Here is a 24,436-nt window from a genome sequence, read left to right as displayed (position 1 = left end):
ACGCCCGCGACATGCGGCGTCGTTTCAGGCCGGTCGGCCCAGCAGGTCCATCAGCCGCGCCCGCGCCTCGGGCAGGGGCTTGTCCTGCAAGACGGGCCGCAACTCGCGCTCCAGGAAATGCCCGGTCAGCCGCAGCGCCTGCACCACGGCCCCCGGTGCCAGCGGCCCCTCGCCGTCCATCCCCGCTGGCAGCGGCAGCAGCCGGTCCGCCCAGTCCCCCGCCCCCGCAGCCGTCACCGCGCGCCCGGTTTTCGGGCTGACATAGGCCAGCCCCTCGGTCGCCCCGGTCACCGCGCAACGGCCAAGGTCAAGCCCGAACCCGATCTCCTCCAGCAGGCACACCTCCCAGCGGACATAGGCCGAGGTCCAGCCCTCCTGCCCCAACTGGTCCACCAGCGCCCGCGTCCTGCGCCACAACGCCGGATGCGGCTCGCGCTCGGGCAGGGCGACATGCAGCAGCGCACAGACCGCCAGCAGCCCCGCCAGCGCCAACCGATCCGCCAAAAGATGCGCCCGCGATGTCACCGGCTCGACCGTGAAGGCGCCCAGATGGTCCTCCAGCCGCGCGCGCCAGTCCAGCATCAGCCCCGAGCCCGGCTGCAACGTCGCCGCCATCTTGCGCGAAGCCCCGCCGCGCACCACGCCCAAATGCCGGCCATGCGCGGCCGTCATCACCTCGATGATCGCCGAGCTTTCGCCATGCGGCCGCATGGACAACAAGATACCTTCGTCGCGCCAGTCCATCCCGGGACTATCCGCCGCCACCCGGGCCGGCGCAAGGCCAGGGCAGATCAGTCCCGCAAACCGTCCTCGTCCAGAAGCGTCCGGCCCCGCCGGTCCTCCAACTCGATCACCCAAAGGTCCGGGTCGCGGCCCCTGGTGCGCAGGACCAGCGCATCCACCTCGGCCTCCGGCCCCTCGGCCAGCAGGATCCAGGCCCGCGCGCCCGTCATCAGGTCCGACCGCCGCTCATAGGCCCGCGCGCTGCCATCCAGCAGCGCCACCTTCACCACCACGGCTCCGGCCTGCGGGTCGCCCTTGGCGGTGACATAGGCCGGGATATCCGCCAGACGCAGACGGGTCAGATAGGCCGACACCCAAACACCCGAGGCCAGACGCGGCGCCATTCAACCCCACCCCGCACAGATCTTCTGCGAAGATCTCAACGAATTTTCGCAGAAAATTCGTCCGGTCTCAGGCATCGCCGTCCTTGAAATCCAGCCCCATCTCGGAATAGCGCTCGGGCTCGTCCAGCCAGTTCGGACGCACCTTGACCTGCAGGAACAGGTGGACCGTCCGGCCCAGGAATTCGCTGATCTCGGCCCGCGCGGCCTGGCCGATGGCCTTGATCGTATCGCCCTTGTTGCCCAGGACGATCCCCTTGTGCCCGTCGCGCATGACATAGACCACCTGGTCGATCCGGGTCGTTCCGTCGGGCTTGTCCTCCCAGGCCTCGGTCTCCACCGTCAGCTGATAGGGCAGTTCCTCGTGCAGGCGCAGGGTCAGCTTCTCGCGCGTCATCTCGGCCGCGATCATCCGCATCGGCAGATCGGCGATCTGGTCCTCGGGATAGAACCAGGGGCCTTCCGGCAGCGTCTCGGCCAGCCAATCGCGCAGGGCCTCGACCCCGTGGCCGCGTTCGGCGCTGATCATGAAGGTCTTGGCGAAGGGGAAGGCCTGGTTCGCCGCTTCGGCCAGGGCCAGCAGGGTTTCCGCCTTTACCCGGTCGATCTTGTTGATCGCCAGGGCGACGGGCTTGCCCTGCGGCATCTCGTCCTTCATCCGGTCGATGATCGCCAGCGCGCCTTCGGTCAAGCCGCGATGCGCCTCGATCAAAAGGACGATGATATCCGCATCCGAGGCCCCGCCCCAGGCCGCCTTGACCATGCTGCGGTCCAGCCGCCGCCGGGGCCGAAAGATGCCGGGCGTGTCGACAAAGACGATTTGCGCCTGGTCCGCCATCGCGATCCCGCGAATCCGCGCCCGCGTCGTCTGCACCTTGTGCGTGACGATACTGACCTTCGCCCCCACCATCCGGTTCAGAAGCGTGGACTTGCCGGCGTTCGGCTCTCCGATCAGGGCAACAAAGCCCGCGCGCGTGGTCATGTGGTGGCAACCCTTTCGTTGATCCGATCCCATAGGCGAAACCGGCGAGAAAGGCCAGTTTGCATTCCGCAGCCCCGCGCCGCGTCTTCGGGCACATCGCGCACGCCTCGGAGGGACCGCGCGAGGAGTGCGCGACGAGCAGCGCGTCAGTCCACGGAATCCAGCCGGTCCAGCAGGGAACGTGCCGCCGCCTGTTCCGCCACACGCTTTGACCCCGCGGTGGCCTCGGCCGTCTCGCCGCTGGCCAGCGTGACGCGCACCGTGAACTGCGGGGCGTGGTCGGGGCCGCTGCGGCCGGCCTCGTTATAGATCGGGGGCGGCATCCCGCGGGCCTGGGCCCATTCCTGCAGGCTGGTCTTGGCATCCCGGGCATCCGGCTCTACCGCCGCGATGCGGTCGCCCCACAGCCGCAGGACCATCGCCCTGGCCGCGTCAAAGCCGGCGTCCTGGTAGACGGCGGCGATCACCGCCTCCATCGCGTCGCCCAGAAGCGCCTCTTTCCGCCGCCCGCCGGTCAGCATCTCGGACCGGCCCAGCTTCAACACCTCGCCCAGGCCGATTTGCCGGGCAACCTCGGCGCAGGCCTCCTTGCGGACCAGCGCGTTGAAGCGCGGCGCAAGCTGCCCCTCGCGCGCCTGGGGGTCGGCGGACAGCAGCGCCTCGGCCATCACCAGGCCCAGCACCCGGTCGCCCAGAAACTCCAGCCGCTGGTTATCCGGCCGCGTGGCTGACCCGATCGAGGCGTGCGTCACCGCCCGCATCAGAAGCTCGGGCTTGCGGAACTGGTGGCCCAGCCGCGTCTGGAAGGACAGCAGTTCCGCCGAAAGCCTCACTCGATCGCCTTGAAGAAGCGGTCGGACCGCCAGGTCCAGAAATACAGCATCCGCGACCCGGCCGAAGAGAAGATCACCCGGTCGGCCCGGCCGATCAGATATTCGGCCGGCAGCATCCCCACCCCACCGGCGCGCGGGTCATAGCGGCTGTCGGTCGAGTTGTCGCGGTTGTCGCCCATGAAGAAGTAGTTGCCCTCGGGCACGGTAAACAGCGGCGTATCGTCGCCCGGCCCGCCATCCCGGATGTTCAGGACGCTGTGCTTCTGCCCCTCGGGCAGGGTCTCGATGAAGCGGGACTTGGTGCAGGTGCCGCCCGCCCCGACCGCGCCGTTTTCGCATTGCGGCAGGTTGCGCATCGGGCCTTGCGGCTCGTAGATTTCCGAGAAGGTGCCGGCCGGTTCCTGCGGCGCGGCGACGCCGTTGATATACACGACCCCCGCCTTCACCTGGATCGTGTCGCCCGGCAGGCCGATCAGCCGCTTGATGTAATCGGTCCCCGCGACCGGGTGGCGAAAGACCACCACATCGCCGCGCTCGGGCTCGGACGCGAAGATCCGGTCCTCGAACGGGCACATGGCGAAGGGGCAGGAGTACTTGGAATAGCCGTAAGCCATCTTGTTGACGAACAGGAAGTCGCCGATCAGCAGCGTGTCCTTCATCGACTCGGACGGGATCCAGAACGGCTGGAAGAACAGGGTGCGGAAGATACCGGCGATCACCAGCGCCCAGAATACCGTCTTGATCGTCTCGACGATCCCGCCCTCGGCCTTGCCGGATTTTGCCATGATGCCCTGCCTTGCGTTTTGCCGCTACATGCGCGGCGAGGGGATGGGAGTCAAGCGCGGCCCGCCGACAGCGGCCGGGCCTCGATCACGACGAAAGCCTGCGCCCAGGGATGGTCGTCGGTCAGCGTGACATGGATCACCGCCTCATGCCCGGCGGGGGTCATCGCGCGCAGGCGGTCCGCCGCCCAGCCCGTGACATGCATCACCGGCTGGCCCGACCGCAGGTTCGTGACGGCCATGTCCTTCCAGGAAATCCCCATCCGCAGCCCCGTGCCCAAAGCCTTGGAGCAGGCCTCCTTCGCCGCCCAGCGCTTGGCATAGGTCGCGGCAATGGCGCGTTTGCGGCTTTCGGCCTTGCGCTGCTCGGCTTCGGTAAAGACGCGCTGACGGAACCGGTCGCCGTGGCGGGCCAGCACGGCCTCGATCCGCTCGATGTTCGCCAGGTCCGTGCCGATCCCAAGGATCACCGCCCTGGCCCCCGCGCCTGTGCGGTTCCCGGCCCGGAAGTCGTGACGAAGTCCGCCGTCACAACACCGGACCTCGTCCCTGATCCATCCGCCGCCGCATCTCTTCGATCGCGGGACCAAGGCCGCGGAAGATCGCTTCGCCCACAAGGAAGTGACCGATGTTCAACTCGGCAAGTTCCGGGATCGCGGCGATGGGCTCCACGTTGTCATAGGTCAGCCCGTGCCCGGCATGGACCTCCAGCCCCAGACGCGCGGCCAGTTCGGCCCCCTTGCGCAGGGCATCCAGCTCCCGCTCGGCCAGCTCATTATGCCCTTCGGCCAGCAGGTCCGAGTACAGGCCGGTATGCAATTCCACCACCGCCGCGCCGATCTGCGCGCTCGCCTCGATCTGGCGCGCATCGTGGCTGATGAACATGCTGACCCGGCAGCCCGCCGCGCGCAGCGGCGCGATATAGTCGGTCAGGCGCGCGATATCCCCCGCCACGTCCAGCCCACCCTCGGTCGTCCGCTCTTCGCGCTTTTCCGGGACCAGGCAGACCGCATGCGGCTTGTGACGCAGGATGATCGCCTGCATCTCGGCCGTCGCGGCGCATTCAAAGTTCAGCGGGATGCTGATCCCGGCCATCAGCGCCTCGATATCCCCGTCGCGGATGTGGCGGCGATCTTCGCGCAGGTGGGCGGTGATGCCGTCAGCCCCCGCCGTCTCGGCCAGAAGAGCGGCGCGCAAAGGGTCGGGCCAGGCGCTGCCGCGCGCGTTCCGCACCGTGGCCACGTGGTCGATGTTGACCCCAAGCCGCAACCTGCCTGTCTGTGCCATGCTCATCCTTCCTTCAGGGCGCCCCCGGCCCGTCATCATCGCCCGCGTCCGGCCCATCCTCGGCCCGCCCATCCTCGCCCCGCCGCTTCAGCTTGCCCGCGGCCTCGGCCAGCTTGGCGCGGATGTTGCGACGGCGTTCGCTGCGCTCATGCGCGGTGGCGGCGCGGGCCTTCTGATAGGCTTCGACCAGCGGAATCGTGACGTAGTAGGCCACGCCGCTGATCAGAAGGGCAGGTCCAAGCGCGCCGATGAAATAAGGCCAGTAGATCTCGTGCCAGAACTGGATCAGCCCGTCCCAGCGAGTCTTTTCCGGGCCAAAAAGGGCCAGGAAGTTGTACCACAGGTCGCTGCCGGCATTGGCAAAGGCCGAGCCGATGTATTCCGCCGTCAGCGGCGCCTCGATCCCCATGATCCAGTGACCCAGCGTCATTGCCAGCACAGCGAAGAACGGGGTCGTCACCGGATTGGTGTTGAACGTCGCCAGAAGCGAGGCCAGCACATTGCCGCGCACCAGCCGCGCCGCGCCCCATGCCGCCAGGAATTGCAGGCCCGGCAGCGGCAGGAAGCCGATCACCGACCCAGCGAACACGCCACGCGCCACGCGATGCGGCTGGTCCGGCAGGCGGCGCATGCGGTGGACGACATAGCGGATCGCCCGCTTGAAACCGCCGCGCGGGTAGACCTGTTCGCGCAGCCACGCGCCCCAGCCCAACTTCTCCCGCCGCTTGAAGACCACTTCCCCGCCTCTTCGCCCGGGCGTCGCCCGCTTTCTGCCGTTACGGCCGCCGTGTCAGATCCCGCTGACGTTCGATCTGCGCCACATCCGTCTCGGCTTCAAGCGCGGTCATGACCATGTGCAGATGTTCGACGTCGCGCAAGTCCACGTCAATGATAAGTCTGTAAAAATCTGGTTTGCGATCTGTGAACCTCAGGTCCGAGATATTGGCCTTCTGCTCGCCGATCAAGGTGCAGATCCGCCCCATCACGCCCGCGTCGTTCGAGATTGTCAGGTCCAGCGTCACCGTGAACACCGGGGCATGGCGCCCGGAATGCCAGTGCAGGTCCACCCAGCGGGCGGTCTGCTCCTCGAATTCCTCCAGCGCGGGGCAGTCGATGGCATGAACCACGACGCCCTGACCGCGATAGGTGATGCCCACGATCCGCTCGCCCGGAACCGGCTGGCAGCAATTCGCGCGGCGGAAGGACTGGTCGGCGGTCAGGCCAACGACGGGGCGCTTCGAATCGACCTCTTCCGCCACGGCCATGGCCAGTTCGGGATACAGCGTCTCGACCACCCGCCGCGCGGGCAGTTCGGCGCTGCCCAGGCGGGCCAGAAGATCGTTTTCATCCGCCAGGCCCAGCATCTTGGCCGCCGTGCGCAGCGCCTTGTCGGTGGCCTTCTTGCCGACATGGTCAAAGGCCGCCCGCGCCAGTTCCTGCCCCAGCTTGACGAACCGGCCCCGGTCCTCTTCCCGCAAGGACCGCCGGATCGCCGCCTTCGCCCGCCCCGTGGTGACAATGTCGATCCAGGACGCCTGCGGGCGCTGGCCCTCGGCCGTGATGATCTCGACCGACTGGCCGTTCTTCAGCCGGGTCCACAGCGGCACCCGGATGCCGTCCACCTTGGCCGAGACGCAGGAGTTTCCGATCCGCGTGTGGATCGAATAGGCATAGTCCAGCGGCGTCGCCCCGCGCGGCAGTTGCACCACGTCACCCTTCGGCGTGAAGCAGAACACCTGGTCCGAGTACATCTCAAGCTTGACGTTTTCCAGGAACTCGTCGGTGTCGCCTTCGTCCAGCCGCTCGGTCAGCGTGGCGATCCACTTGGCCGGGTCCACCGCAAAGGGGTTCGCGACCCGCACCCCCTCACGATAGGACCAATGCGCCGCGACCCCGGCCTCGGCGACCTCGTGCATCTCCCGCGTGCGGATCTGCACCTCGACCCGCTTGCCGTCCCGGCCGCTGACCGTGGTGTGGATCGAGCGATAGCCGTTGTTCTTCGGCTGGCTGATATAGTCCTTGAACCGCCCCGGCACCGCGCGCCAGCGTTGGTGGATGACGCCCAGGATGCGGTAGCAATCGGCCACGCTGCCGCAGATCACCCGAAAGCCATAGATGTCGGACAGCCGGCTGAACGCCAGGTCCTTTTCCTGCATCTTGCGCCAGATGCTGTAGGGCTTCTTCGCGCGGCCATAGACGTCGGCCTCGATCTGCCCCTTCTCCAGCTCGTGCCGGATGTCGCCGGTGATCTTGTGGACCACATCGCCGGTCTCGCGCTGCAGGGTCACGAAGCGCCGGATGATCGAATTGCGCGCCTCGGGGTTCAGGACCTTGAAGGACAGGTCCTCCAACTCCTCGCGCATCCACTGCATCCCCATCCGCCCGGCCAACGGAGCGAAGATCTCCATCGTCTCGCGCGCCTTCTGGGCCTGCTTTTCCGGCTTCATCGACCGGATCGTGCGCATGTTGTGCAGCCGGTCGGCCAGCTTGACCAGGATCACCCGCAGGTCGCGGGACATCGCCATGAACAGCTTGCGGAAATTCTCGGCCTGCTGGCTTTCGGTGTTCGACAGCTGCAGGTTGGTCAGCTTGGTGACGCCATCGACCAGCTCGGCCACCTCGGCCCCGAACAACTCGGACACCTCGGTATAAGTGGACCGCGTATCCTCGATCGTGTCGTGCAGCAGCGCGGTCACGATGGTCGCGTCGTCCAGCCGCTGTTCGGTCAGGATCGCCGCCACGGCGACCGGATGCGTGAAGTACGGCTCGCCCGACTTGCGCATCTGGCCTTCATGCATCTTCATTCCGTAGGCATAGGCCTTGCGGATCAGATCCGTGTTGCACCGCGGATTGTAATTGCGGACCAGGGCGATGAGGTCTTCGACGTCGATCATCACCGCCCCATCTACGGGCCCACCCGTGCCGAAAGCCTTAAAGTTCGCCCTGGGCTTCCATCAGCGCGCGCAGCAGCTTTTCTTCCGACATGTCGTCGACCATCGGACGATCCATCTCGCCACCCATGAGCAGCGCCATCTGGTCATCCTCGGGCTCGTCCACCTCGATCTGGGTCTGGTGGCTTTCGATCATCCGCTCGCGCAGGACGTCGGCCGACTGGGTTTCCTCGGCGATCTCGCGCAGCGCGACCACCGGGTTCTTGTCATTGTCGCGATCAATGGTGATGGGAGAGCCGGACTGGATCTCGCGCGCCCGATGGGCGGCCAGCATCACCAGTTCGAACCGGTTCGGCACCTTGTCAACGCAATCTTCGACCGTCACGCGGGCCATGAGACACTCCAATCCCGAATAGCTGGAAGTGGCCTATTTAGGCGCATTGGACAGGCTTGACAAGCGCGGAATCGCCGCAAATCAAAGCGGTTTCACCGCGTCGCGATCTGACTGGGGCAGCGCCTGCAGCATCTGCCGCACGGTCAGGCCCAGGCGCGGATGCACCCAGTCCGGGGCCACATCGGCCAGGGGAACCAGCACGAAGGCCCGATCCTGCAAGCGCGGATGCGGCAGGATCAGCCGGTCCGGCGCGGCCATGACCTGCGCTTCGGGCGCCAGGTCGCGCCAGGCGTCCTGTACGGACGCATCCGGCAGCACCGAATCATCCAGCGCCAAAAGGTCCAGGTCCAGCGTGCGCATCCCCCAGCGCTGCACCCTCTCGCGGCCGAACCGGGCCTCGACCGCGTGCAGCCGCGCCAGAATTGACGCGGGGTCAACGCCTTGACCCACATCCAGCACCGCCGCCGCGTTCACATAGTCCGGCCCCGCCCCCGCCGGAAAGCAGGGCGTGGCGAAAAACCGGCTAACCGCCGACACCGCAAGACCTTCCTCCGCCAGCGCCGCCAGCGCCTGACGCAGCGTCGCCTCGGCCGGTTTTCCCGCCAACGGCAGATTTGCGCCGAGCGCGATCAGGGCATGTCCGGTTTTCCGCATAGTGTCTGTTATTTTCCCCAAGTTGACTTGTCGCGAACGGTTTCCGACTGATATTCACAAGGCGTCAGGCGTCGGACCTCTTTTACATTACGTGATCCAGACACGGAAGTTCGCCGCCCGGCAGGTTTGAGGGGACCAATACATGTTTTACAAGGACGAACGGCTTGCGCTGTTCATAGATGGATCGAACCTTTACGCAGCCGCCAAGGCCCTGGGCTTCGACATCGACTACAAGCTTCTGCGCATGGAATTCATGCGGCGCGGCAAGCTTCTGCGGGCGTTCTACTACACCGCGCTTCTGGAGAACGAGGAATACTCGCCCATCCGCCCGCTGGTCGACTGGCTGCACTACAACGGCTTCACCATGCGCACCAAGCCGGCCAAGGAATACACCGACAGCCAGGGACGGCGGAAGGTGAAGGGCAACATGGACATCGAGCTGTGCGTCGATGCGATGGAGCTGGCGCCGCGCGTCGATCATGTCGTGCTGTTCTCGGGCGACGGGGACTTCCGCCCGCTGGTGGAAAGCCTGCAACGCCAGGGGGTTCGCGTTTCGGTCGTCTCGACCATCCGCAGCCAGCCGCCGATGATCGCCGACGAATTGCGCCGTCAGGCCGACAACTTCATCGAGTTGGACGAGCTGCGCGAAGTCATCGGCCGCCCCCCGCGCGAGCCGCGCCCCGTGATCACCGAAGAGGCGACGGTCGAGGCGAAGTGACCCCGGTCCGCCCGGCGTGATCGCGCTTTCCGGCCTGTTTCTGGCGGCCTTCCTGGCCGCCACGCCCGTCCCCTTCCAGTCCGAGGTCGTGTTCCTTGGCCTGCAGGCGGCGGGCTGGCGGGCATTGACGCTGGTCCTTGTGGCCTCGGTCGGCAATGTGCTGGGCTCTTGCGTCACCTATGCGCTGGGCCGCGGGCTGGGCGGCTTTCGCGACCATCCGCGCTTTCCGATCCGCCCCGCGCAACTGGCCCGGGCCGAGGCCTGGTATGCCCGCTGGGGCTATTGGTCACTTCTGGTGTCTTGGGCACCGGGCGGCGATGTGCTGGTGGCGGTTGCCGGGTTGATGCGGACGCCGGTCGCCCTGTTCTTGCTGCTTGTCACGCTGGCCAAGACCCTGCGCTATGCTGCCGTCGCCTGGCTTGGCGCCGCCGCCTTCGCCGGATGGACCGCCTGACCCGCCGCTCGTCGATGCATTTCATGCACTCCTCGCTGGGTCGCCCGGCGAAGGACGGTGCCGCCCGATCCGGTTGCCGTCCCCCGACGAGAAGGCGACGCCGCACGAGGAGGCCCGGGCTTGCTCGCCCCGCCTGCACATCCCCTTAACTCGCGCATGAAGACTCGTAGGCTGCTCTTGAACACCCTGCCCCGGCGAGAAGGCGAAGCCGCGCACAGGCGATGCTCGCCCCGCCTGCACATTCCCTTAACTGGCGCAGGAAAACTCGTTGGCTTCTCTTGAACACCCTGCCCCGAGGAGAAGGCGACGCCGCACGAGGCGGCCCAGGCTTGCTGGCCCCGCCTGCACATCTCCTTAACTCGCGCAGGAAGACTCGTAGGCTGCTCTTGAACACCCTGCCCCGGCGTGAAGGCGAAGCCGTACGAGGAGGCCCAGGTTGCTGGCCCGCCTGTACCTTCCTAGTAGGTCGCCACTGAAACGCGTTTTCCTGAACACCATGCAACGACGAGAAGCCGAAGGCGCACGAGGAGGATTTCCGGGATTAAGATTTCCCTAACGCCCGCGATCAACCCTTTGAAATCAAACCACTCTCCCGGCTTGTCCACCGTGGACACTGGACGCGGCGCGCCGCAACCTTTAAGTCTGTCCCAGCCCTTCCCGGAGCCCGCCCGATGCCCGACCTGCCCCCCCTGACCCTCTACCTCGCTGCCCCCCGCGGCTTTTGTGCCGGGGTGGACCGCGCGATCAAGATCGTCGAGATGGCGATCCAGAAATGGGGCGCCCCGGTCTACGTCCGGCACGAGATCGTCCACAACAAATTCGTCGTCGACGCCCTGAAAGCCCAGGGCGCGATCTTCGTGGAAGAACTGTCCGACTGCCCCGACGACCGCCCCGTCGTCTTTTCCGCCCACGGTGTCCCGAAATCCGTGCCGGCCGAAGCCAGCCAGCGCCAGATGATCGCCGTCGACGCTACCTGCCCCCTGGTCACCAAGGTCCACAACGAGGCCGCCCGCCACCATGAGGCCGGGACGCAGATGATCTACATCGGCCACGAAGGCCACCCCGAGACCGTGGGCACGATGGGCCAGCTTCCGCCGGGAGAGGTCCTGCTGGTGGAAACCGTCGCCGACGTCGCCACCCTCCAGGTCCGCGACCCGGCAAAGCTGGCCTTCATCACCCAGACCACCCTTTCTGTCGACGACACCGCCGAGATCGCCGCGGCCCTGAAGGCCCGCTTCCCCCTGATCCACGCCCCCGCCCACGACGACATCTGCTACGCCACGACCAACCGCCAGGCCGCCGTGAAGGCCGTCGCCCCCAAGATCGACGCCCTCCTCGTGATCGGCGCGCCGAACTCCTCGAACTCCAAGCGTCTGGTCGAGGTCGGCACCGCCGCCGGCTGCCGCTACTCCATGCTGATCCAGCGCGCCGCCGACATCGACTGGCGCGCCCTGGAGGGGGCCCGGTCCATCGGCCTGACCGCCGGGGCCAGTGCACCCGAGGTGCTGGTCAACGAAGTCGTCGACGCCTTCCGCGCCCGCTACGCTGTCACGCTGGACCTCGTCGAAACCGCGGTCGAGGACATCGAATTCAAGGTCCCCCGCATCCTGCGCGAACCGGCGTGAGCAAATCCCTACTGACGCGCGGACCCTCTCGCCATTACTACGGGGCGTGATCAACCCGGATGCCCGCCATGCCCCGTCTGCTTCGCCTTGCCGCCCTGCTCCTGACCCTGGCCCCCGCCGCCCAGGCGCAAGAGGCCACGGTCCTGGCCGAATACTGGACCAACAATGGCAGCTTGCCCCCCGAATACGCCTGGGAGACCAGTGTCTCGATCCTGGCCGATGGCAAGCTGACCCTGACCCATTGCACCGGGTACGAGACCGAGGGCCCCGCCTGCAAGACCCGCCGCGCCACGGTCCCGACCGAGGCGCTGGCGGCGATCATCACAGCGGCAGAGGCCAGCGGCCTGGCCGACAAACCCGCGCAAGAGACCGAGACTCCGATGGTCGGCGGCAGCCTGTCAGGGGGCCGCGTGCTGCTTGAGCAAGGAGAGGTGACGCTGCTGTCCCAACCGGCCGAGGCGGATGCCGCGCGGGTTGGCAGCGTTCTGACGGCGATCCGCGCCGCGATCCCGGCGCGGTTCAACCGCTTTCTGGAAGAGTGACGGCTGGCCATGGCCGGCCGGGCGGTCTAGATCAGGCGCATGACTGACGACCACCGCATCCCCCGACCCGCCCTCCTCCTCGGCCTTGCCGGGCTGATCCCGTTCCTCTGGTCCGCCGCGACGCATCTGTCGCCGGCCCTTTCGACCTGGGCCGGGCAATTCCTGTCGCCGATGTTCCTGGGCGCCTATGTCGGGCTGACGTACGGCACGGTGATCCTGTCGTTCATGTCCGGCGTCTTGTGGGGTTTTGCCACCAAGGCCGAGGGGCGCGAAGCCACGATCGCCTATGCCCTGTCCGTCATCCCGGCGCTATGGGTCTTCCTGATGGTTTCGGACGCCTCCGACACCTCGACCATCTTCCTGGCTGCCGGGTTCGTCGGCCTTCTGCTGCTGGACGCGATGTTTTCGGCCTGGGGCCTGGCCCCGCGCTGGTGGCTGCGGCTGCGCGTCATGCTGACCGTGGTCGTCCTGGCCTGCCTTGCCATCCCTTTGCAGGGCTGACCCATGGCCGAGCTTTTCGCCTATACCGACGGCGCCTGCTCGGGGAACCCCGGCCCTGGTGGCTGGGGCGTGCTGATGCTGGCGCGGGAAAACGGCACGGTGATCAAGGAGCGCACCCTCCAGGGCGGCGAAGCCATGACCACCAACAACCGGATGGAGCTTCTGGCGGCGATTTCCGCGCTGGAGGCGCTGACGCGGCCGACCGAACTGACCATCGTCACCGACAGCGCCTATGTGAAGAACGGGATCACCGACTGGATCGCCGGATGGAAGCGCAAGGGCTGGCGCACGGCGGGCGGCAGCCCGGTCAAGAATGTCGAGCTTTGGCAACGGCTTGAAGCTGCGGCCGCGACCCACAAGGTGACCTGGCGCTGGATCAAGGGCCATGCCGGCCACGCCGAGAACGAACGTGCCGACGAACTCGCCCGGGCCGGGATGGCCCCGTTCAAGGCGTCAGTCTGATGGGGAGCATGGCGCTGCTTGACGCGCTGGACTATGCCTCGGTCCTGGTCTTTGCGCTGACGGGGGCGCTGGCCGCCAGCCGGTCGCAACTGGACATCGTGGGGTTCATCTTCATTGCCTGCCTGACCGCCGTCGGCGGTGGCACGCTGCGCGATGCGATCCTGAACCGCGAGGTTTTCTGGGTCGCCGATCCGGTGATGCTGGCCGTCGCCACGGTCGCGGCCGTGCTGGTGTTCTTCACCGCGCACCTGCTGGAAAGCCGTTACCGCGCGCTGTTGTGGTTCGACGCCTTCGCCCTGGCCGTCGCCGTGCCTGCCGGCGTGGCGGTCGCACTGGCCGAGGCGCAGGCCTGGCCCATCGTGCTGGTGATGGGGATGATTACCGGATGCCTGGGCGGGTTGATGCGCGACGTGGTCTGCAACGAGGTGCCCCTGGTCCTGAAACAGGGCGAGCTTTACGCGACCTGCGCCCTGGCCGGATCACTTGGCGCGGTTGTGGCGATCTGGGCGGGGCTGGGTCAGGGCATGGCGCTGCTTTTGTGCGCGGGCCTGGTCTTCGTGCTGCGCGCGGGCAGCATCGCACTGGGCTGGCGGCTGCCGGTCTATCGCTCGCAGCCGCCACGGCCGGGGGCGCCGAAACGCTAGGCTTGCGCGGTGAACGAACGTTCGTTTACCATCACCCCATGCCACGCACGCGCACCGTTCCCGACGCCCAGGTCTTTGCCGCCATCCAGCACCTGCTGGACCAGGGCGGCGACAAGGCCGTGTCCTTTGCCACCGTCGCCAGCGCCACCGGCCTTGCGCCGCCCACTCTGGTGCAGCGCTATGGCAGCCGCGACGCGATGGTGCGCGCCGCCCGCCTTGCTGCCTGGGCCGCGCTTGAGGCGCGGACGATGGATGCCATCGCCGCCACCGCCGACAAGGGGCCGCAGGGGCTGCTGAAGGCGGTTGGCCCGCTGGATGCCGCCGGGCTGGCCCATGACCTGCGCGACCCCGAACTTGCCCAGCGTGCCGCCGCCTGGCGGGCCACGGTGGAATCCGCGCTGGCGCTGCGGCTGGGCACCGGCACCAAGGCGCGGGAAAGTGCGGCGCTGCTGTTTGCGGCCTGGGCCGGGCAGGCCCTGTGGTCCGCGACTGGTGAGGGCGCGTTCAAGCTGAAGGATGCGGTGAAGCGGCTTACCTAGTCCAGGTTTTCCACAGCCAGACCAGCGCCAAAGCCCCCAGAAGCGCACCGACGATCCCGGCCCCGAACCCGGCAAGCATCGTCAGCCCGCGCAGGATCAGCCCGCCGACCAGCGCCCCCAGGACCCCCAGCGCGATGGTCGAGGGGGTGTCCAGATCGACCTTGAGGATGCGCGTGGCCAGGAACCCCGCCGCTGCGCCCACGACCAGAAGCCAGATGAAGGCCATGCCATCCCCCTTCGCTATTCTTGCGGAATATGGGGTGTCCTGCCGCCCGGCGCTATAGGCGTTGCGGCAGTATCAGGCCGCGCAGCACCTCGGCCGCGGGCATCGGGCGTTTGCCCTCGCGCTGGGCCTCGGTGATGTCGACCGCGCCGGTACCGCAGGCGATGGTAAAGCCGTGCAGCACCTGGCCAGGCGGACCGCCGCCGTCGCCCAGGCGCGAGCGCAGAAGCTTCACCCGCTCGCCGTTTACCTCGGTCCAGGCGCCGGGAAAGGGCGACAGGCCGCGGATCTGACGGTCAATCTCAGTGGCCGGGCGGGTCCAGTCGATCCGCGCTTCGGCCTTGTCGATCTTGGCGGCATAGGTCACGCCATCCTGCGGCTGCGGTTCGGCCGTCAGGTCGGGCAGGCGGTCCAGCGCCTGCAGGATCAGCCGCGCACCCAGGGTCGAAAGGCGGTCGTGCAGGTCCGCCGTCGTCTCCTCAACCCCGATCGCCAGTGCCTCGCGCAGCAGGACCGGGCCGGTGTCCAGGCCCGCCTCCATCTGCATGATGCAGACGCCAGTTTCTTGGTCGCCGGCCATGATCGCCCGATGGATCGGCGCCGCGCCGCGCCAGCGCGGCAAGAGGCTGGCGTGGATGTTCAGGCAGCCCAGGCGCGGGGTGTCGAGGATTTGCTGCGGCAGGATCAGCCCATAGGCGACCACGACGGCCACATCCGCACCCAGCGCAGCGAACTCTTTCGCTGCACCTTCGCTGCGCAGCGAAACCGGGTGGCGGACAGGCAGGCCAAGCGCCTCGGCCCGGGCCTGGACCGGGCTGGGACGGTCCGCCTTGCCACGCCCGGCGGGGCGGGGGGGCTGGCAGTAGACCGCAAGGATTTCATGGCGTTGGTGCAGCGCCTCCAGCACCGGAACGCTGAAGTCCGGCGTGCCCATGAAGACGATCTTCATCCGCGCTTCCCCAGTTTCTGCGCCCGCGAGATCAGCATCTTCCGCTTCAAGGGCGACAGGTGGTCAAAGTACATCTTCCCCGCCAGATGGTCGATCTGATGCTGCGCGCTGGTGGCCCAGAGGCCGACGAAATCCCGCTCTTCCACCGTCCCCTCGGCGTTCAGAAAGCGCACCGTCACCGCGCGCGGTCGCTGGATCACGGCGGACACGCCGGGCAAGTTCGGGCTGGCTTCCTCATGCTCGCGCAACTGGACGCTGGCGTGCAGCACCTCGGGGTTGGCCATCCGCACCGCCTGCCCCCGCGCCTCCGAGCAATCGACGACCGCCAGCCGCAGGGGGACGCCGATCTGCACCGCGGCCAGGCCATAGCCCGGCATCGCATCCATCGTCTCGATCATGTCGGTCCAGATCGCCCGGACCTCGTCATTGATCGCGGGCACATCGGCGGCAGGGGTCCGCAGGACGGCATTGGGCCAGGGCAGACAGCGGCGGACGGTCATGCCAGCACCTCGGCTTCGGCAATCGCCCGCGCTTCGGGCGACAGGCGGTCCAGGGTCAGCACGCCGTCCAGGTGGTCATACTCATGCTGCACGCAGATCGCGGCGAAGCCGTCCAGCAACTGATCCTGCGCCATCCCGTCCAGGTCGGTCCAGCGCACCCGCACCTGCGCCGCCCGCTCTACCTCGGTCACCGGGCCGCGGATCGACAGGCAACCCTCGGGGCCAGTCACCCGGTCGCCCAGCAACTCGACCGAGGGGTTCACAAAGACCATCGGCGCGGCTTCGCCGGTTTTCCACGCCACATCCATCACGAACATCCGCACCAGCCGCCCGACTTGCGGCGCGGCAAGGCCCCGGCCGGGGGCGGCGTACATCGTTTCCAGCATGTCGGCGGCCAACGCGCGCAGGTCGTCGTCAAGGACGGCCGGCGCGCAGGGCTGCGAAAGGCGGGGGTCGGGCCAGCGCAGGATCGGCAAGAGCATCAGGAATACCTCAGGTGTCAGGTCCGGCGAATAGCGGTATCTGGCGCGAAAGTCACGCCCAGGAGGCCCCATGCTTCGCGCCCTCATCCTGACTCTGATCGCCACGCCCGCCCTGGCCCAGGACCCCGGGTTTGTCACCCTGCCAAGGGACGAACGGATCGCCGAGGTGGCGTCACCCGATCTCCTCCGCGCGCTGGTCACGGCGAATGTGGTGGGCATGAACTGCCAGGATTTTCCGCTGACCCAGGGCGAATGGGCGCTGCTGACCGGAACGGCCTATATCGTGGCGACGAAACTGGGCGTCATGGACACCGGCGCTTATGACAGCGACTTTTACGGTCCTGCCTTCGACCTGCTGGACCGGCCGGGAACCTGCGCCTCCGAAGGGCCGAAGATCGGACTGCTTGTCGCGATGCTGATGGAAATGGGCGGCGATACGGTGCTGCTGCGCCCGCTGGGCGAGTGATCAACCCTCGCGCGCGCGTTCCCGCTTCAGCTTTTCCATCTTGCGGGTGATCATCTGGCGCTTCAGCGGCCCCAGGTAATCGATGAACAGCTTGCCATCCAGATGGTCGATCTCATGCTGCACGCAGGTCGCCCATAGGCCAGCGAACTGGCGTTCCTGCGGTTGGCCGTCCTGGTCGATCCAGCGCACCTGCACCTCGGCCGGGCGCTTGACGTCGGCGTACTGGTCGGGGATCGACAGGCAGCCTTCCTCATAGGTCGACAGATCCTCGGACGACCAGATGACTTCGGGGTTGAACAGGATCACCGGCTCTGGTGGGCCATCCTTGATGCAGTCCATCACGACCAGACGCTTGGTCACCCCGACCTGCGGCGCAGCCAGGCCGATGCCGGGCGCGTCGTACATGGTTTCCAGCATATCCTCGGCCAGACGGCGCAACTCGGTGGTGATTTCGGCCACCGGGTCGCAGACCTTCTTGAGGCGCGGGTCGGGATGGATCAGGATAGGGCGGATCATGCGAAGCGATCTACGAAAGCCGGGGCGACATGGCAAGGGGAAGGCGCGGAAAACGCGACGGCGACTTAACCAGCACGCCGCGGTCAAAAATTCCAATCCATGATCATACTTTGGATTACTTTCCCGTATACTAACGAAAAATCGGGATGACTTCCCGATTGCAAACGTATAATCGGATGAAAATTCCACCCCAAGGACAGCTCGACATGACCTTCGACACGCCCATCGACCGCACCGGCTCTCACTGCGTCAAGTGGGACATGATGCCCAGCCTTTATGGCCTGGCGCCGCAGGAAGGCCTGGCGATGTGGGTCGCCGATATGGAGTTTCGCCCGCCCCAGGTCGTCCAGACCGCGCTGGAGAAGATGCTGGCCCATGGCATCTACGGCTATTTCGGCGACGACAGCGCCTATCTGGCGGCGATCCGCTGGTGGATGGCAACCCGCCACGGCTGGGATGTTGCGCCCGAGTGGATCTTCACCACCCACGGTCTGGTCAACGGCACGGCGCTTTGCGTCCACAGCTACACCCAGCCCGGCGATGCCGTGGTGCTCATGACACCGGTCTACCATGCCTTCGCCCGCGTCATCAAAGCCGCCGGACGCGAGGTCACCGAATGCCCGCTGGTGCTGGAGGACGGCGTTGCCCGGCTTGATCTGGCGGCCTGGGATGCGCGCCTGACAGGGCGCGAGAAGATGCTGATCCTCTGCTCGCCGCACAATCCGGGCGGCCGGGTCTGGACGGGCGATGAGTTGCGCCAGATCGCCGATTTCTGCGTGAAACACGATCTGATCCTCGTCTCGGACGAGATCCACCATGACCTGGTGCTCCCCGGGCAAAAGCACACCGTCATGCCGCTGGCCGCGCCCGACGTCTCCGACCGGTTGGTGATGATGACGGCCACGACCAAGACCTTCAACATCGCCGGCGCGCATATCGGCAACGTCATCATCGCCGACCCCGCACTGCGCAAGACCTTTGCGAACACGATCAACGCGATGGGGATCTCGCCCAACTCCTTCGGGATGCACATGGCGACCGCCGCCTACAGCCCCGAAGGCGCGGCCTGGGTCGACGACCTGATGCGCTATCTGGACGGCAACCGCCGGCTGTTCGACGAGGGGATCGCCGCGATCCCCGGTCTGCGCTCGACGCCCTTGCAGGCGACCTACCTGGCCTGGGTCGATTTCTCGGGCACCGGCATGGCCCCCCAGGAGTTCATCGCCCGGGTCGAGAAGCAGGCGAAGATCGCGACCAACCATGGCTCGGCCTTCGGCTTGGGCGGAGAAAGCTTCCTGCGTTTCAACCTGGCCTGCCCCCGCGCCCAGGTGGCCGAGGCGGTGGCCCGGTTGCAGAAGGCCTTCGCCGACCTGCAATGACGCGTCTCCTCCGCCTTCTGGCCTGGCTGACGCTGGTGGCCGCGCTGGGCCTGCTGACGGCCTCGCTGTTCATGCCGCCGGAACGAGTCGACCTGCCGCCGCCGCCGCCCCTGACCGGAGAGGTGGAGCGGATCGTGATCGACAAGGCGGCGCGGCGGATGCAGCTTTACCAGGACGGTCAGGTGGTGCGGACCTACCAGATCGCCCTCGGCTTCGCGCCCGAGGGCGACAAGGACCGCCAGGGCGACGGCAAGACGCCCGAGGGCGAGTTCGTGATCGACCGGCGCAATCAGCAATCGGCCTTCCACCTGTCGGTCGGGCTGAACTATCCCCGGCCGGAAGATGTGCAGCGCGCCGCGGCCGGGGGCTATGATCCGGGCGGGGACATCTTCATCCACGGCCAGCCCAATGCCCTGCCCGAAGGGTTCAAGCTGAAGGGCGACTGGACCGCCGGCTGCGTCGCCGTGACCAACACCGAGATGCGCGAGATCTGGGCGGTGACGCCGATCGGGACGAAGGTGGAAATCCGGCCCTGACCGGCACCCCTGCTCGTCGCTGACTTCGTCACTCCTCGCCCACGATCCGACGAGAAGACGAAGTCGCACGAGGAGGGGAGGGGCGCAGGACCTAAGCCTTCGGCAGATACCCCACCGGCGCGTTTTCGTCCCGCCAGAAGTCCAGCGCCGCACGATCCGCTACCGCCGTCGCCCGTTTGAAGTCGCAGACCAACTCGCCCTCGTCGATCGACGAGGCGACGATCAGACATTGGAACACATGGCGCGAGCCGTCATAGACATCCACCAGCCCGCGCAGCTTTCCCGGGCTAAGGTCGGCATCCAGCGCAAAGCCGTTGTCCCAAAAGCGCAGGACCGGAAACACCGCATCCCCCACCTGCACCCGCAACCGCGACTTCCGGCGCAGATCCTTCTTGCGCGCGGCCTCCAGCCCCTCACGCACCTCTGTCGGCAGAAACTCAAGCATGGCAGCCCTCGCACGCACTATGTGGATAAGTCTGTGGCCAGACCGGCAAAAATCAAGCTGTCATAAGCCTATTGGCGAATTGTAAACGCAGCATGTCCTGAAAGCCGCAGATTCACACACGCATGGGTTGATCGTCGCGGTCCAAGCCGGAAACCACCGCTCAAACCCATGTCCCCGCTTGCGAATCATCCCGGCCGCAGGAATAGCCAAGGCATGATTCTGATCCTCTCCATGCTTCTGGACGCGGCCTTCGGCGAGCCGAAACAACTCTGGGACCGCGTTCCGCATCCTGCGGTCCTGATGGGCCGGCTGGTCGGCTGGTGCGACCAGCGTTTCAACCAGGGCGCGGGACGCAAGGCCAAGGGCGTGGCCGTGGCTGCGGGCCTGGTGGTCACGGGGCTGGCCATCGGCTGGCTGATCCACCTGATCCCCGACCATGGCGCGCTGGAAGTCCTGACCCTGGCCATCCTGATCGCGCAGAAAAGCCTGGTCGAGCATGTCCGCGCCGTGGCCCAGGGCCTGCGCCAGTCGCTGGACCAGGGCCGGCGCGCCGTGGCGATGATTGTCGGCCGCGACACCGCGCAGATGACCGGACCGGACGTGGCCCGTGCCGCCATCGAAAGCGCGGCCGAGAACCTGTCGGACGGCGTCGTCGCCCCGATCTTCTGGTATCTCGTCCTGGGGCTGCCGGGCATCTTTGCCTACAAGCTGGTCAATACCGCTGACAGCATGATCGGCCACCTCACGCCCAAGTATCGCGATTTCGGCTGGGCCTCGGCCCGGCTGGACGACGTGCTGAACCTGATCCCGGCCCGGCTGACCGCGCTTCTGATCGCGCTGACGCATGGTTGGGTCGATCCCGCCCCGATCCTGCGCGACGCTCCAAAGCACCGCAGCCCGAATGCCGGCTGGCCCGAATCCGCCCTGGCCCCGGTGCTGAACGTCGCCCTCTCCGGCCCGCGCAGCTATAACGGCATGCGCAAGGACTATCCCTGGGTCTGGCCCGAGGGGCGCCGCGACCCCGGGGCCGACGACATTGACGCCGCCGCCGACGCGCTGTGGCGGGTCTGGGCGGTGTTGCTTGCCTTTGCCGTCGTGATCGCGCTTTTCTAGCCGGCAAAGGAGCCGTCATGCGCTTAGCCCTGCTTGCCCTTCTTGCCGCCACCCCCGCCGCTGCCGCACCCTGCGGCGGTGACTTCGGGACCTTCGTTGCAGCCATGCAGGCCGAGGCCGTCGCCGTCGGTGTGCCCGCCGACAAGGCGGCCGAGTTCTTTTCCGGCGCCCGCATCGACGACAAGGTACTGAAGGCCGACCGCAGCCAAGGCGTCTTTCGCAAGACCTTCCTCGACTTCTCGCAATCGCTGATCTCGAAACAGCGGCTGGCCACCGCAAAAGCCAAGTCGCAAGAGCTGGACGCGATCTTCTCCCGCGCCCAGGCCGAGTATGGCGTGTCGCGCGGTATCCTTCTGGCCTTTTGGGCCTTCGAGACCGATTTCGGTCAGGTCCAGGGCGATTACAACACCCGCAACGCCCTGCTCACCCTGGCCCATGACTGCCGCCGGCCCGAGTTGTTCCAGCCGCAGGTCCTGGCCGCAGCGCAGCTTCACGCGCTGGACGAGTTCGATCTGGACACCACCGGCGCCTGGGCCGGTGAGATCGGGATGGTCCAGATGCTGCCCAAGGACATTCTGGAGCGTGGGGTGGACGGCGACGGCGACGGGCTGATCCTGCTGAAAACCTCACCGTCGGACGCAATCCTGTCGGGCGCCCGGATGCTGCAACACCACGGCTGGCGCGCGGGTGAGCCCTGGCTGGCCGAGGTTACCCTGCCGGAAAGCTTCGACTGGGCACTGACCGGCCTCGACACCGAACGCCCGACCGAGGCTTGGGCCGCCCTTGGCGTCCAGCCGCGCAACGGGCCGCTGGCGCCGGGCCTTTCAGCCTCGATCCTGCTGCCGCAGGGGCGCAAGGGACCGGCTTTCCTGGCCTATCCGAACTACCGCGTTTTGTTCGAGTGGAACAAAAGCTTCGTCTACGTCACCACCGCCGCCTATTTCGGCACCCGGATCGCAGGTGCCGCGCCCTATGCCGCTGGCGACCCCGACCCGGCGCTGGACCCCGACCAGATGGTGGCGTTGCAGGAACGGCTCGCGGCGCTGGGACATGACGTTGGCAAGATCGACGGTATCCTGGGGGCCGGCACCCGGGCGGCCGTGCAGAAGGAACAGCTGCGCCTTGGCCTGCCCGCCGACGGCTGGCCGACGCGGGACCTGCTGGACGCGCTGTGATGGTCGACTGGGGGCTTGTGGCCACTGTGAAGGCACCGAAGGAAAAGGTGCTGGCCTGGGCCGCCCATCACCTGTCCATCGGCGCGGCGCATCTGTGGATCTACTTCGACAACCCCGACGACCCCACCCATGCCGCATTGCAGGGCCATCCGCAGATCACGGCCACCCTGTGCGACGCGGCCTATTGGGGCAAACGCCCCCGCCCCGACCAGCACCAGAACCGTCAGGGCCGCAACGCCCGCCACGCCTACACCCGTGCCCGGACCGCCTGGATGGGCCACATCGACGTGGACGAGTTCATCCAGGCCGACCGCCCGCTGGGCGAGATGCTTGCCGACCAGCCCAAAGACCGCCTGGTGGTCAAGCTGGAGCCGTTCGAGGCGATGCACGATCCGATGCTGTCCGACGACATCTTCACCGCGCGCGAGTTTCGTGGGGCATTGACCCATGACGTCTGGCGCTATCGGACCCCGGCCCTCGGCCGTTACAAGAAGGTGATCCGGGACGGCATCCTTAGCCATTCCGTCGGCAAGGTCCTGTTCCGCACCGGCATCCAGGGGCTTGCGCCCCGTCTGCACAGCGTGATGCTGGGGGGCAAGCGCATCCCCGCCCCCGACTGGTGCCGCGAGGCGCGCCTGCTGCACTTTCACGCCCAGGACCGGGCGGCCTGGCTGTCGGCGCTGCCCTTCCGGCTGACGCGCGGAGCCTATCAGTTCCGCCCGCCCCTGCAGCAATTCCTGGCCGGGGCGACGCCCGAGGAGGTGGACGCCTTCTACCTTCGGACGCAGATCCTGCCGATGGACGTCGCGCGCGAGTTGCAGGCGCTGGGCCGGGTGGTGGTGGCGGATCTGCAGTTGCGGCAGAAGGTTCAGGCAATGATGGAGGGCAGCCCGTGGTAAAATGGGGAGTGGTGGCAACCGTGAAGGCTCCGGAAGAGCAGGTGCTGGCCTTCATCGCCCATCATCTCGCCCTGGGTGCAGCGCATGTCTGGATCTATTTCGACGATCCCGCCGATCCTGCCCATGCCCGTGTGTCGCGTCTGCGGAACGTCACGGCCCGGCGCTGCACCGGCTGGTATTGGGCGATCCGCGGCGGGCGGCACGAGAAGCTGCACAACCGGCAGATCACCAACGCGATCCATGCGCAACGCAAGTGCAAGCTGGATTGGCTGGCGCATATCGACTCGGACGAATTTCTGTATGCCCCCCGCCCGATTGCCGAGCTTCTGGCCGAGGTTCCATCCGACGTGCCCAACGTGTTGATGGACGCCTTCGAGGCCATGCACGACCCCGATCTGCCCGACGACATCTTCACCGCGCGGCAGTTCCGCGGCCCGCTGGGCCCGGCCCATCCCGCGCTACATGCTGCCATCTTCGGCCCGGTGGCCGACGTGGTGGCCAAGGGCAACCTTGGCCATACCATCGGGAAAAGCTTCTGCCGTATCGGCGTGCCCGGCGTCAGGTTGGGCCTGCATGAGGTCTTTACCGGCCGCACCCCCCTTGTCCGACCGTTCCATCCCAGTTTGCGCGTCCTGCATTTCCACGCGCATGACCCGGTCGAGTGGCGCCGTCTTTTGCCTCACCGGTTGACCGGCGGGGCCTATCACTACGACGCCGAGAACCACCTGCGCAGCCATCTGAAAGGCGCAAGCGACGCGGTCATCGCCGATTTCTACCGGCACACCATGATCACAACGCCTGAAAAGGCAGCCCTGTTGGAGGCCAACGGCCTGCTCATTACCACCAATCTCGGCCTGCGGGCCAAGGTGGCGGACCTGCTGGCGGGGCGGCCTTAGGCGACGTTCACCAGCATCAGCGCCGCGCGGCGGAAGGTGGCCATGATTCCCGCCCGCTCGGTCTGGGGCACCCCGGTTTCGACCATCGCCCGCTCCATCACCGCCAGCCAGTCCTCGGCATCCTGGCGGCGGATCTCCACATGGGCGTGGATCTCGCGCAGGTTCATGTGGCCGTGCTTTTCGTGATAGTACCGCCGCCCGCCGAAGAAGCCGCACAGGAAGTCGAACTGCTCGGGGCGCACATGGGACAGCCCGTGTCCCTTCAGGTGCATCTCCATGATCGCACGGCCCTGGGGCAGGGTCTCGATCAGGTCGTAGAAGTGGTTCACCAGGTGGTGGACCTTCTCTTCGCCCCCGATACGGTCGATCATCGGTTCCATCGCATCCTCCTTTCCGGTCCCGACTTCCTTGCAGAGATCGGGCCG

The 24,436-nt window shown here is 67.0% G+C and carries 33 protein-coding genes; 15 read left to right on the top strand and 18 right to left on the bottom strand.

Annotation, left to right across the window (positions count from 1 at the left end; genetic code table 11):
• Positions 1–24 precede the first annotated feature (24 nt).
• The 11 genes from recO to folK all read right to left on the bottom strand — a co-directional run bounded on the left by recO (position 25) and on the right by folK (position 8,947).
• The gene (gene recO / locus CXR42_RS18520) at positions 25–744 is read right to left on the bottom strand and encodes a DNA repair protein RecO (protein WP_103259078.1); all 720 of its coding nucleotides are present in this window, start codon (positions 742–744) and stop codon (positions 25–27) included.
• Between the two features lie 47 nt (positions 745–791).
• The gene (locus tag CXR42_RS18515; RefSeq protein ID WP_103259077.1) at positions 792–1,127 is read right to left on the bottom strand and encodes a DUF1491 family protein; all 336 of its coding nucleotides are present in this window, start codon (positions 1,125–1,127) and stop codon (positions 792–794) included.
• A 67-nt stretch (positions 1,128–1,194) separates the two neighbouring features.
• Entirely contained in the window at positions 1,195–2,106 is a 912-nt protein-coding gene (era, locus tag CXR42_RS18510; protein WP_103259076.1) for a GTPase Era, read from the bottom strand.
• A gap of 146 nt (positions 2,107–2,252) precedes the next feature.
• On the bottom strand, positions 2,253–2,939 hold the full coding sequence (gene rnc / locus CXR42_RS18505; RefSeq protein WP_103259075.1) for a ribonuclease III: 687 nt from the start codon (positions 2,937–2,939) through the stop codon (positions 2,253–2,255).
• The gene (lepB, locus tag CXR42_RS18500; protein ID WP_103259074.1) at positions 2,936–3,724 is read right to left on the bottom strand and encodes a signal peptidase I; all 789 of its coding nucleotides are present in this window, start codon (positions 3,722–3,724) and stop codon (positions 2,936–2,938) included. The genes rnc and lepB overlap by 4 nt, the downstream gene beginning before the upstream one ends.
• A 50-nt stretch (positions 3,725–3,774) precedes the next feature.
• The gene (gene acpS / locus CXR42_RS18495) at positions 3,775–4,191 is read right to left on the bottom strand and encodes a holo-ACP synthase (RefSeq protein WP_103259073.1); all 417 of its coding nucleotides are present in this window, start codon (positions 4,189–4,191) and stop codon (positions 3,775–3,777) included.
• A gap of 58 nt (positions 4,192–4,249) precedes the next feature.
• A complete protein-coding gene (locus tag CXR42_RS18490; protein ID WP_103259129.1) occupies positions 4,250–5,008 on the bottom strand; it encodes a pyridoxine 5'-phosphate synthase in 759 nt (252 codons plus the stop codon).
• Positions 5,009–5,021: 13 nt separating this feature from the next.
• Positions 5,022–5,744 (bottom strand): DUF2062 domain-containing protein, encoded by a 723-nt coding sequence (locus tag CXR42_RS18485; protein WP_245875488.1) that lies wholly within the window; start codon positions 5,742–5,744, stop codon positions 5,022–5,024.
• Between the two features lie 40 nt (positions 5,745–5,784).
• Complete coding sequence (locus CXR42_RS18480) at positions 5,785–7,902, bottom strand: RelA/SpoT family protein (protein WP_103259072.1); 2,118 nt, start codon at positions 7,900–7,902, stop codon at positions 5,785–5,787.
• A gap of 37 nt (positions 7,903–7,939) precedes the next feature.
• Positions 7,940–8,293 carry a DNA-directed RNA polymerase subunit omega gene (gene rpoZ / locus CXR42_RS18475; RefSeq protein ID WP_103259071.1) on the bottom strand — a complete coding sequence of 118 codons (354 nt, stop codon included), beginning with the start codon at positions 8,291–8,293 and terminating at the stop codon, positions 7,940–7,942.
• Between the two features lie 81 nt (positions 8,294–8,374).
• Positions 8,375–8,947, bottom strand: a complete 573-nt coding sequence (gene folK, locus CXR42_RS18470; protein WP_103259070.1) for a 2-amino-4-hydroxy-6-hydroxymethyldihydropteridine diphosphokinase — start codon at positions 8,945–8,947, stop codon at positions 8,375–8,377.
• 142 nt (positions 8,948–9,089) lie between these two features.
• Here folK and CXR42_RS18465 point away from each other — a divergent pair, with 142 nt between their 5' ends.
• The 8 genes from CXR42_RS18465 to CXR42_RS18430 all read left to right on the top strand — a co-directional run bounded on the left by CXR42_RS18465 (position 9,090) and on the right by CXR42_RS18430 (position 14,432).
• Positions 9,090–9,665, top strand: a complete 576-nt coding sequence (locus CXR42_RS18465; RefSeq protein WP_103259069.1) for a LabA-like NYN domain-containing protein — start codon at positions 9,090–9,092, stop codon at positions 9,663–9,665.
• 16 nt (positions 9,666–9,681) lie between these two features.
• Positions 9,682–10,119, top strand: coding sequence for a YqaA family protein (locus CXR42_RS18460; RefSeq protein WP_103259068.1), 438 nt, complete (start codon positions 9,682–9,684; stop codon positions 10,117–10,119).
• A 671-nt stretch (positions 10,120–10,790) separates the two neighbouring features.
• Positions 10,791–11,744: a 4-hydroxy-3-methylbut-2-enyl diphosphate reductase gene (ispH, locus tag CXR42_RS18455; RefSeq protein ID WP_103259067.1), complete on the top strand. Its 954-nt coding sequence runs from the start codon at positions 10,791–10,793 to the stop codon at positions 11,742–11,744.
• Between the two features lie 68 nt (positions 11,745–11,812).
• Complete coding sequence (locus tag CXR42_RS18450; RefSeq protein WP_146038114.1) at positions 11,813–12,286, top strand: hypothetical protein; 474 nt, start codon at positions 11,813–11,815, stop codon at positions 12,284–12,286.
• Positions 12,287–12,325: 39 nt separating this feature from the next.
• Entirely contained in the window at positions 12,326–12,787 is a 462-nt protein-coding gene (locus tag CXR42_RS18445; RefSeq protein WP_103259065.1) for a DUF3429 domain-containing protein, read from the top strand.
• 3 nt (positions 12,788–12,790) lie between these two features.
• Entirely contained in the window at positions 12,791–13,249 is a 459-nt protein-coding gene (gene rnhA, locus CXR42_RS18440; protein WP_103259064.1) for a ribonuclease HI, read from the top strand.
• Positions 13,250–13,257: 8 nt separating this feature from the next.
• Positions 13,258–13,893, top strand: coding sequence for a trimeric intracellular cation channel family protein (locus CXR42_RS18435; protein ID WP_103259063.1), 636 nt, complete (start codon positions 13,258–13,260; stop codon positions 13,891–13,893).
• Positions 13,894–13,931: 38 nt separating this feature from the next.
• Positions 13,932–14,432 carry a transcriptional regulator gene (locus CXR42_RS18430; RefSeq protein ID WP_103259062.1) on the top strand — a complete coding sequence of 167 codons (501 nt, stop codon included), beginning with the start codon at positions 13,932–13,934 and terminating at the stop codon, positions 14,430–14,432.
• On the opposite strand, the gene CXR42_RS18425 is transcribed toward CXR42_RS18430, so the two are convergent.
• From CXR42_RS18425 to def (CXR42_RS18410), 4 genes are read right to left on the bottom strand one after another with little or no spacing between them, the layout of a single operon-like run.
• A complete protein-coding gene (locus tag CXR42_RS18425) occupies positions 14,425–14,658 on the bottom strand; it encodes a GlsB/YeaQ/YmgE family stress response membrane protein (RefSeq protein WP_103259061.1) in 234 nt (77 codons plus the stop codon). The two genes, CXR42_RS18430 and CXR42_RS18425, sit on opposite strands and share 8 nt — an antisense overlap.
• Positions 14,659–14,710: 52 nt before the next feature.
• Positions 14,711–15,604, bottom strand: a complete 894-nt coding sequence (gene fmt / locus CXR42_RS18420; RefSeq protein ID WP_103259060.1) for a methionyl-tRNA formyltransferase — start codon at positions 15,602–15,604, stop codon at positions 14,711–14,713.
• A complete protein-coding gene (gene def / locus CXR42_RS18415) occupies positions 15,601–16,104 on the bottom strand; it encodes a peptide deformylase (protein WP_103259059.1) in 504 nt (167 codons plus the stop codon). The genes fmt and def (CXR42_RS18415) overlap by 4 nt, the downstream gene beginning before the upstream one ends.
• On the bottom strand, positions 16,101–16,589 hold the full coding sequence (def, locus tag CXR42_RS18410) for a peptide deformylase (RefSeq protein WP_103259127.1): 489 nt from the start codon (positions 16,587–16,589) through the stop codon (positions 16,101–16,103). The genes def (CXR42_RS18415) and def (CXR42_RS18410) overlap by 4 nt, the downstream gene beginning before the upstream one ends.
• Before the next feature lie 67 nt (positions 16,590–16,656).
• Here def (CXR42_RS18410) and CXR42_RS18405 point away from each other — a divergent pair, with 67 nt between their 5' ends.
• Positions 16,657–17,052 carry a hypothetical protein gene (locus CXR42_RS18405; protein WP_103259058.1) on the top strand — a complete coding sequence of 132 codons (396 nt, stop codon included), beginning with the start codon at positions 16,657–16,659 and terminating at the stop codon, positions 17,050–17,052.
• Here the strand turns inward: CXR42_RS18405 and def (CXR42_RS18400) are convergent, their stop codons facing one another.
• The gene (gene def, locus CXR42_RS18400) at positions 17,053–17,568 is read right to left on the bottom strand and encodes a peptide deformylase (protein WP_103259057.1); all 516 of its coding nucleotides are present in this window, start codon (positions 17,566–17,568) and stop codon (positions 17,053–17,055) included.
• Between the two features lie 206 nt (positions 17,569–17,774).
• Here def (CXR42_RS18400) and CXR42_RS18395 point away from each other — a divergent pair, with 206 nt between their 5' ends.
• A complete protein-coding gene (locus CXR42_RS18395; RefSeq protein WP_103259056.1) occupies positions 17,775–18,947 on the top strand; it encodes a MalY/PatB family protein in 1,173 nt (390 codons plus the stop codon).
• A complete protein-coding gene (locus tag CXR42_RS18390) occupies positions 18,944–19,483 on the top strand; it encodes a L,D-transpeptidase family protein (protein WP_103259055.1) in 540 nt (179 codons plus the stop codon). The genes CXR42_RS18395 and CXR42_RS18390 overlap by 4 nt, the downstream gene beginning before the upstream one ends.
• A 91-nt stretch (positions 19,484–19,574) precedes the next feature.
• Here the strand turns inward: CXR42_RS18390 and CXR42_RS18385 are convergent, their stop codons facing one another.
• Entirely contained in the window at positions 19,575–19,928 is a 354-nt protein-coding gene (locus CXR42_RS18385; protein ID WP_103259054.1) for a hypothetical protein, read from the bottom strand.
• A 213-nt stretch (positions 19,929–20,141) separates the two neighbouring features.
• Here CXR42_RS18385 and cbiB point away from each other — a divergent pair, with 213 nt between their 5' ends.
• From cbiB to CXR42_RS18365, 4 genes are read left to right on the top strand one after another with little or no spacing between them, the layout of a single operon-like run.
• Positions 20,142–21,041 (top strand): adenosylcobinamide-phosphate synthase CbiB, encoded by a 900-nt coding sequence (gene cbiB, locus CXR42_RS18380; RefSeq protein WP_103259053.1) that lies wholly within the window; start codon positions 20,142–20,144, stop codon positions 21,039–21,041.
• Between the two features lie 17 nt (positions 21,042–21,058).
• Complete coding sequence (locus tag CXR42_RS18375; RefSeq protein WP_103259052.1) at positions 21,059–22,216, top strand: lytic murein transglycosylase; 1,158 nt, start codon at positions 21,059–21,061, stop codon at positions 22,214–22,216.
• Positions 22,216–23,115 carry a glycosyltransferase family 2 protein gene (locus CXR42_RS18370; protein WP_103259051.1) on the top strand — a complete coding sequence of 300 codons (900 nt, stop codon included), beginning with the start codon at positions 22,216–22,218 and terminating at the stop codon, positions 23,113–23,115. The genes CXR42_RS18375 and CXR42_RS18370 overlap by 1 nt, the downstream gene beginning before the upstream one ends.
• The gene (locus CXR42_RS18365) at positions 23,109–24,011 is read left to right on the top strand and encodes a glycosyltransferase family 2 protein (protein WP_103259050.1); all 903 of its coding nucleotides are present in this window, start codon (positions 23,109–23,111) and stop codon (positions 24,009–24,011) included. The genes CXR42_RS18370 and CXR42_RS18365 overlap by 7 nt, the downstream gene beginning before the upstream one ends.
• Here CXR42_RS18365 and CXR42_RS18360 read toward each other — a convergent pair.
• Positions 24,008–24,391, bottom strand: a complete 384-nt coding sequence (locus CXR42_RS18360; protein ID WP_103259049.1) for a group II truncated hemoglobin — start codon at positions 24,389–24,391, stop codon at positions 24,008–24,010. The genes CXR42_RS18365 and CXR42_RS18360 overlap by 4 nt on opposite strands.
• Between the last annotated feature and the right edge of the window lie 45 nt (positions 24,392–24,436).

Source organism: Tabrizicola aquatica (assembly GCF_002900975.1).
Lineage (GTDB): Bacteria > Pseudomonadota > Alphaproteobacteria > Rhodobacterales > Rhodobacteraceae > Tabrizicola > Tabrizicola aquatica.
Note: the sequence above shows the minus strand (reverse complement) of the source record. Positions and strands in the feature narration are given on the sequence as shown.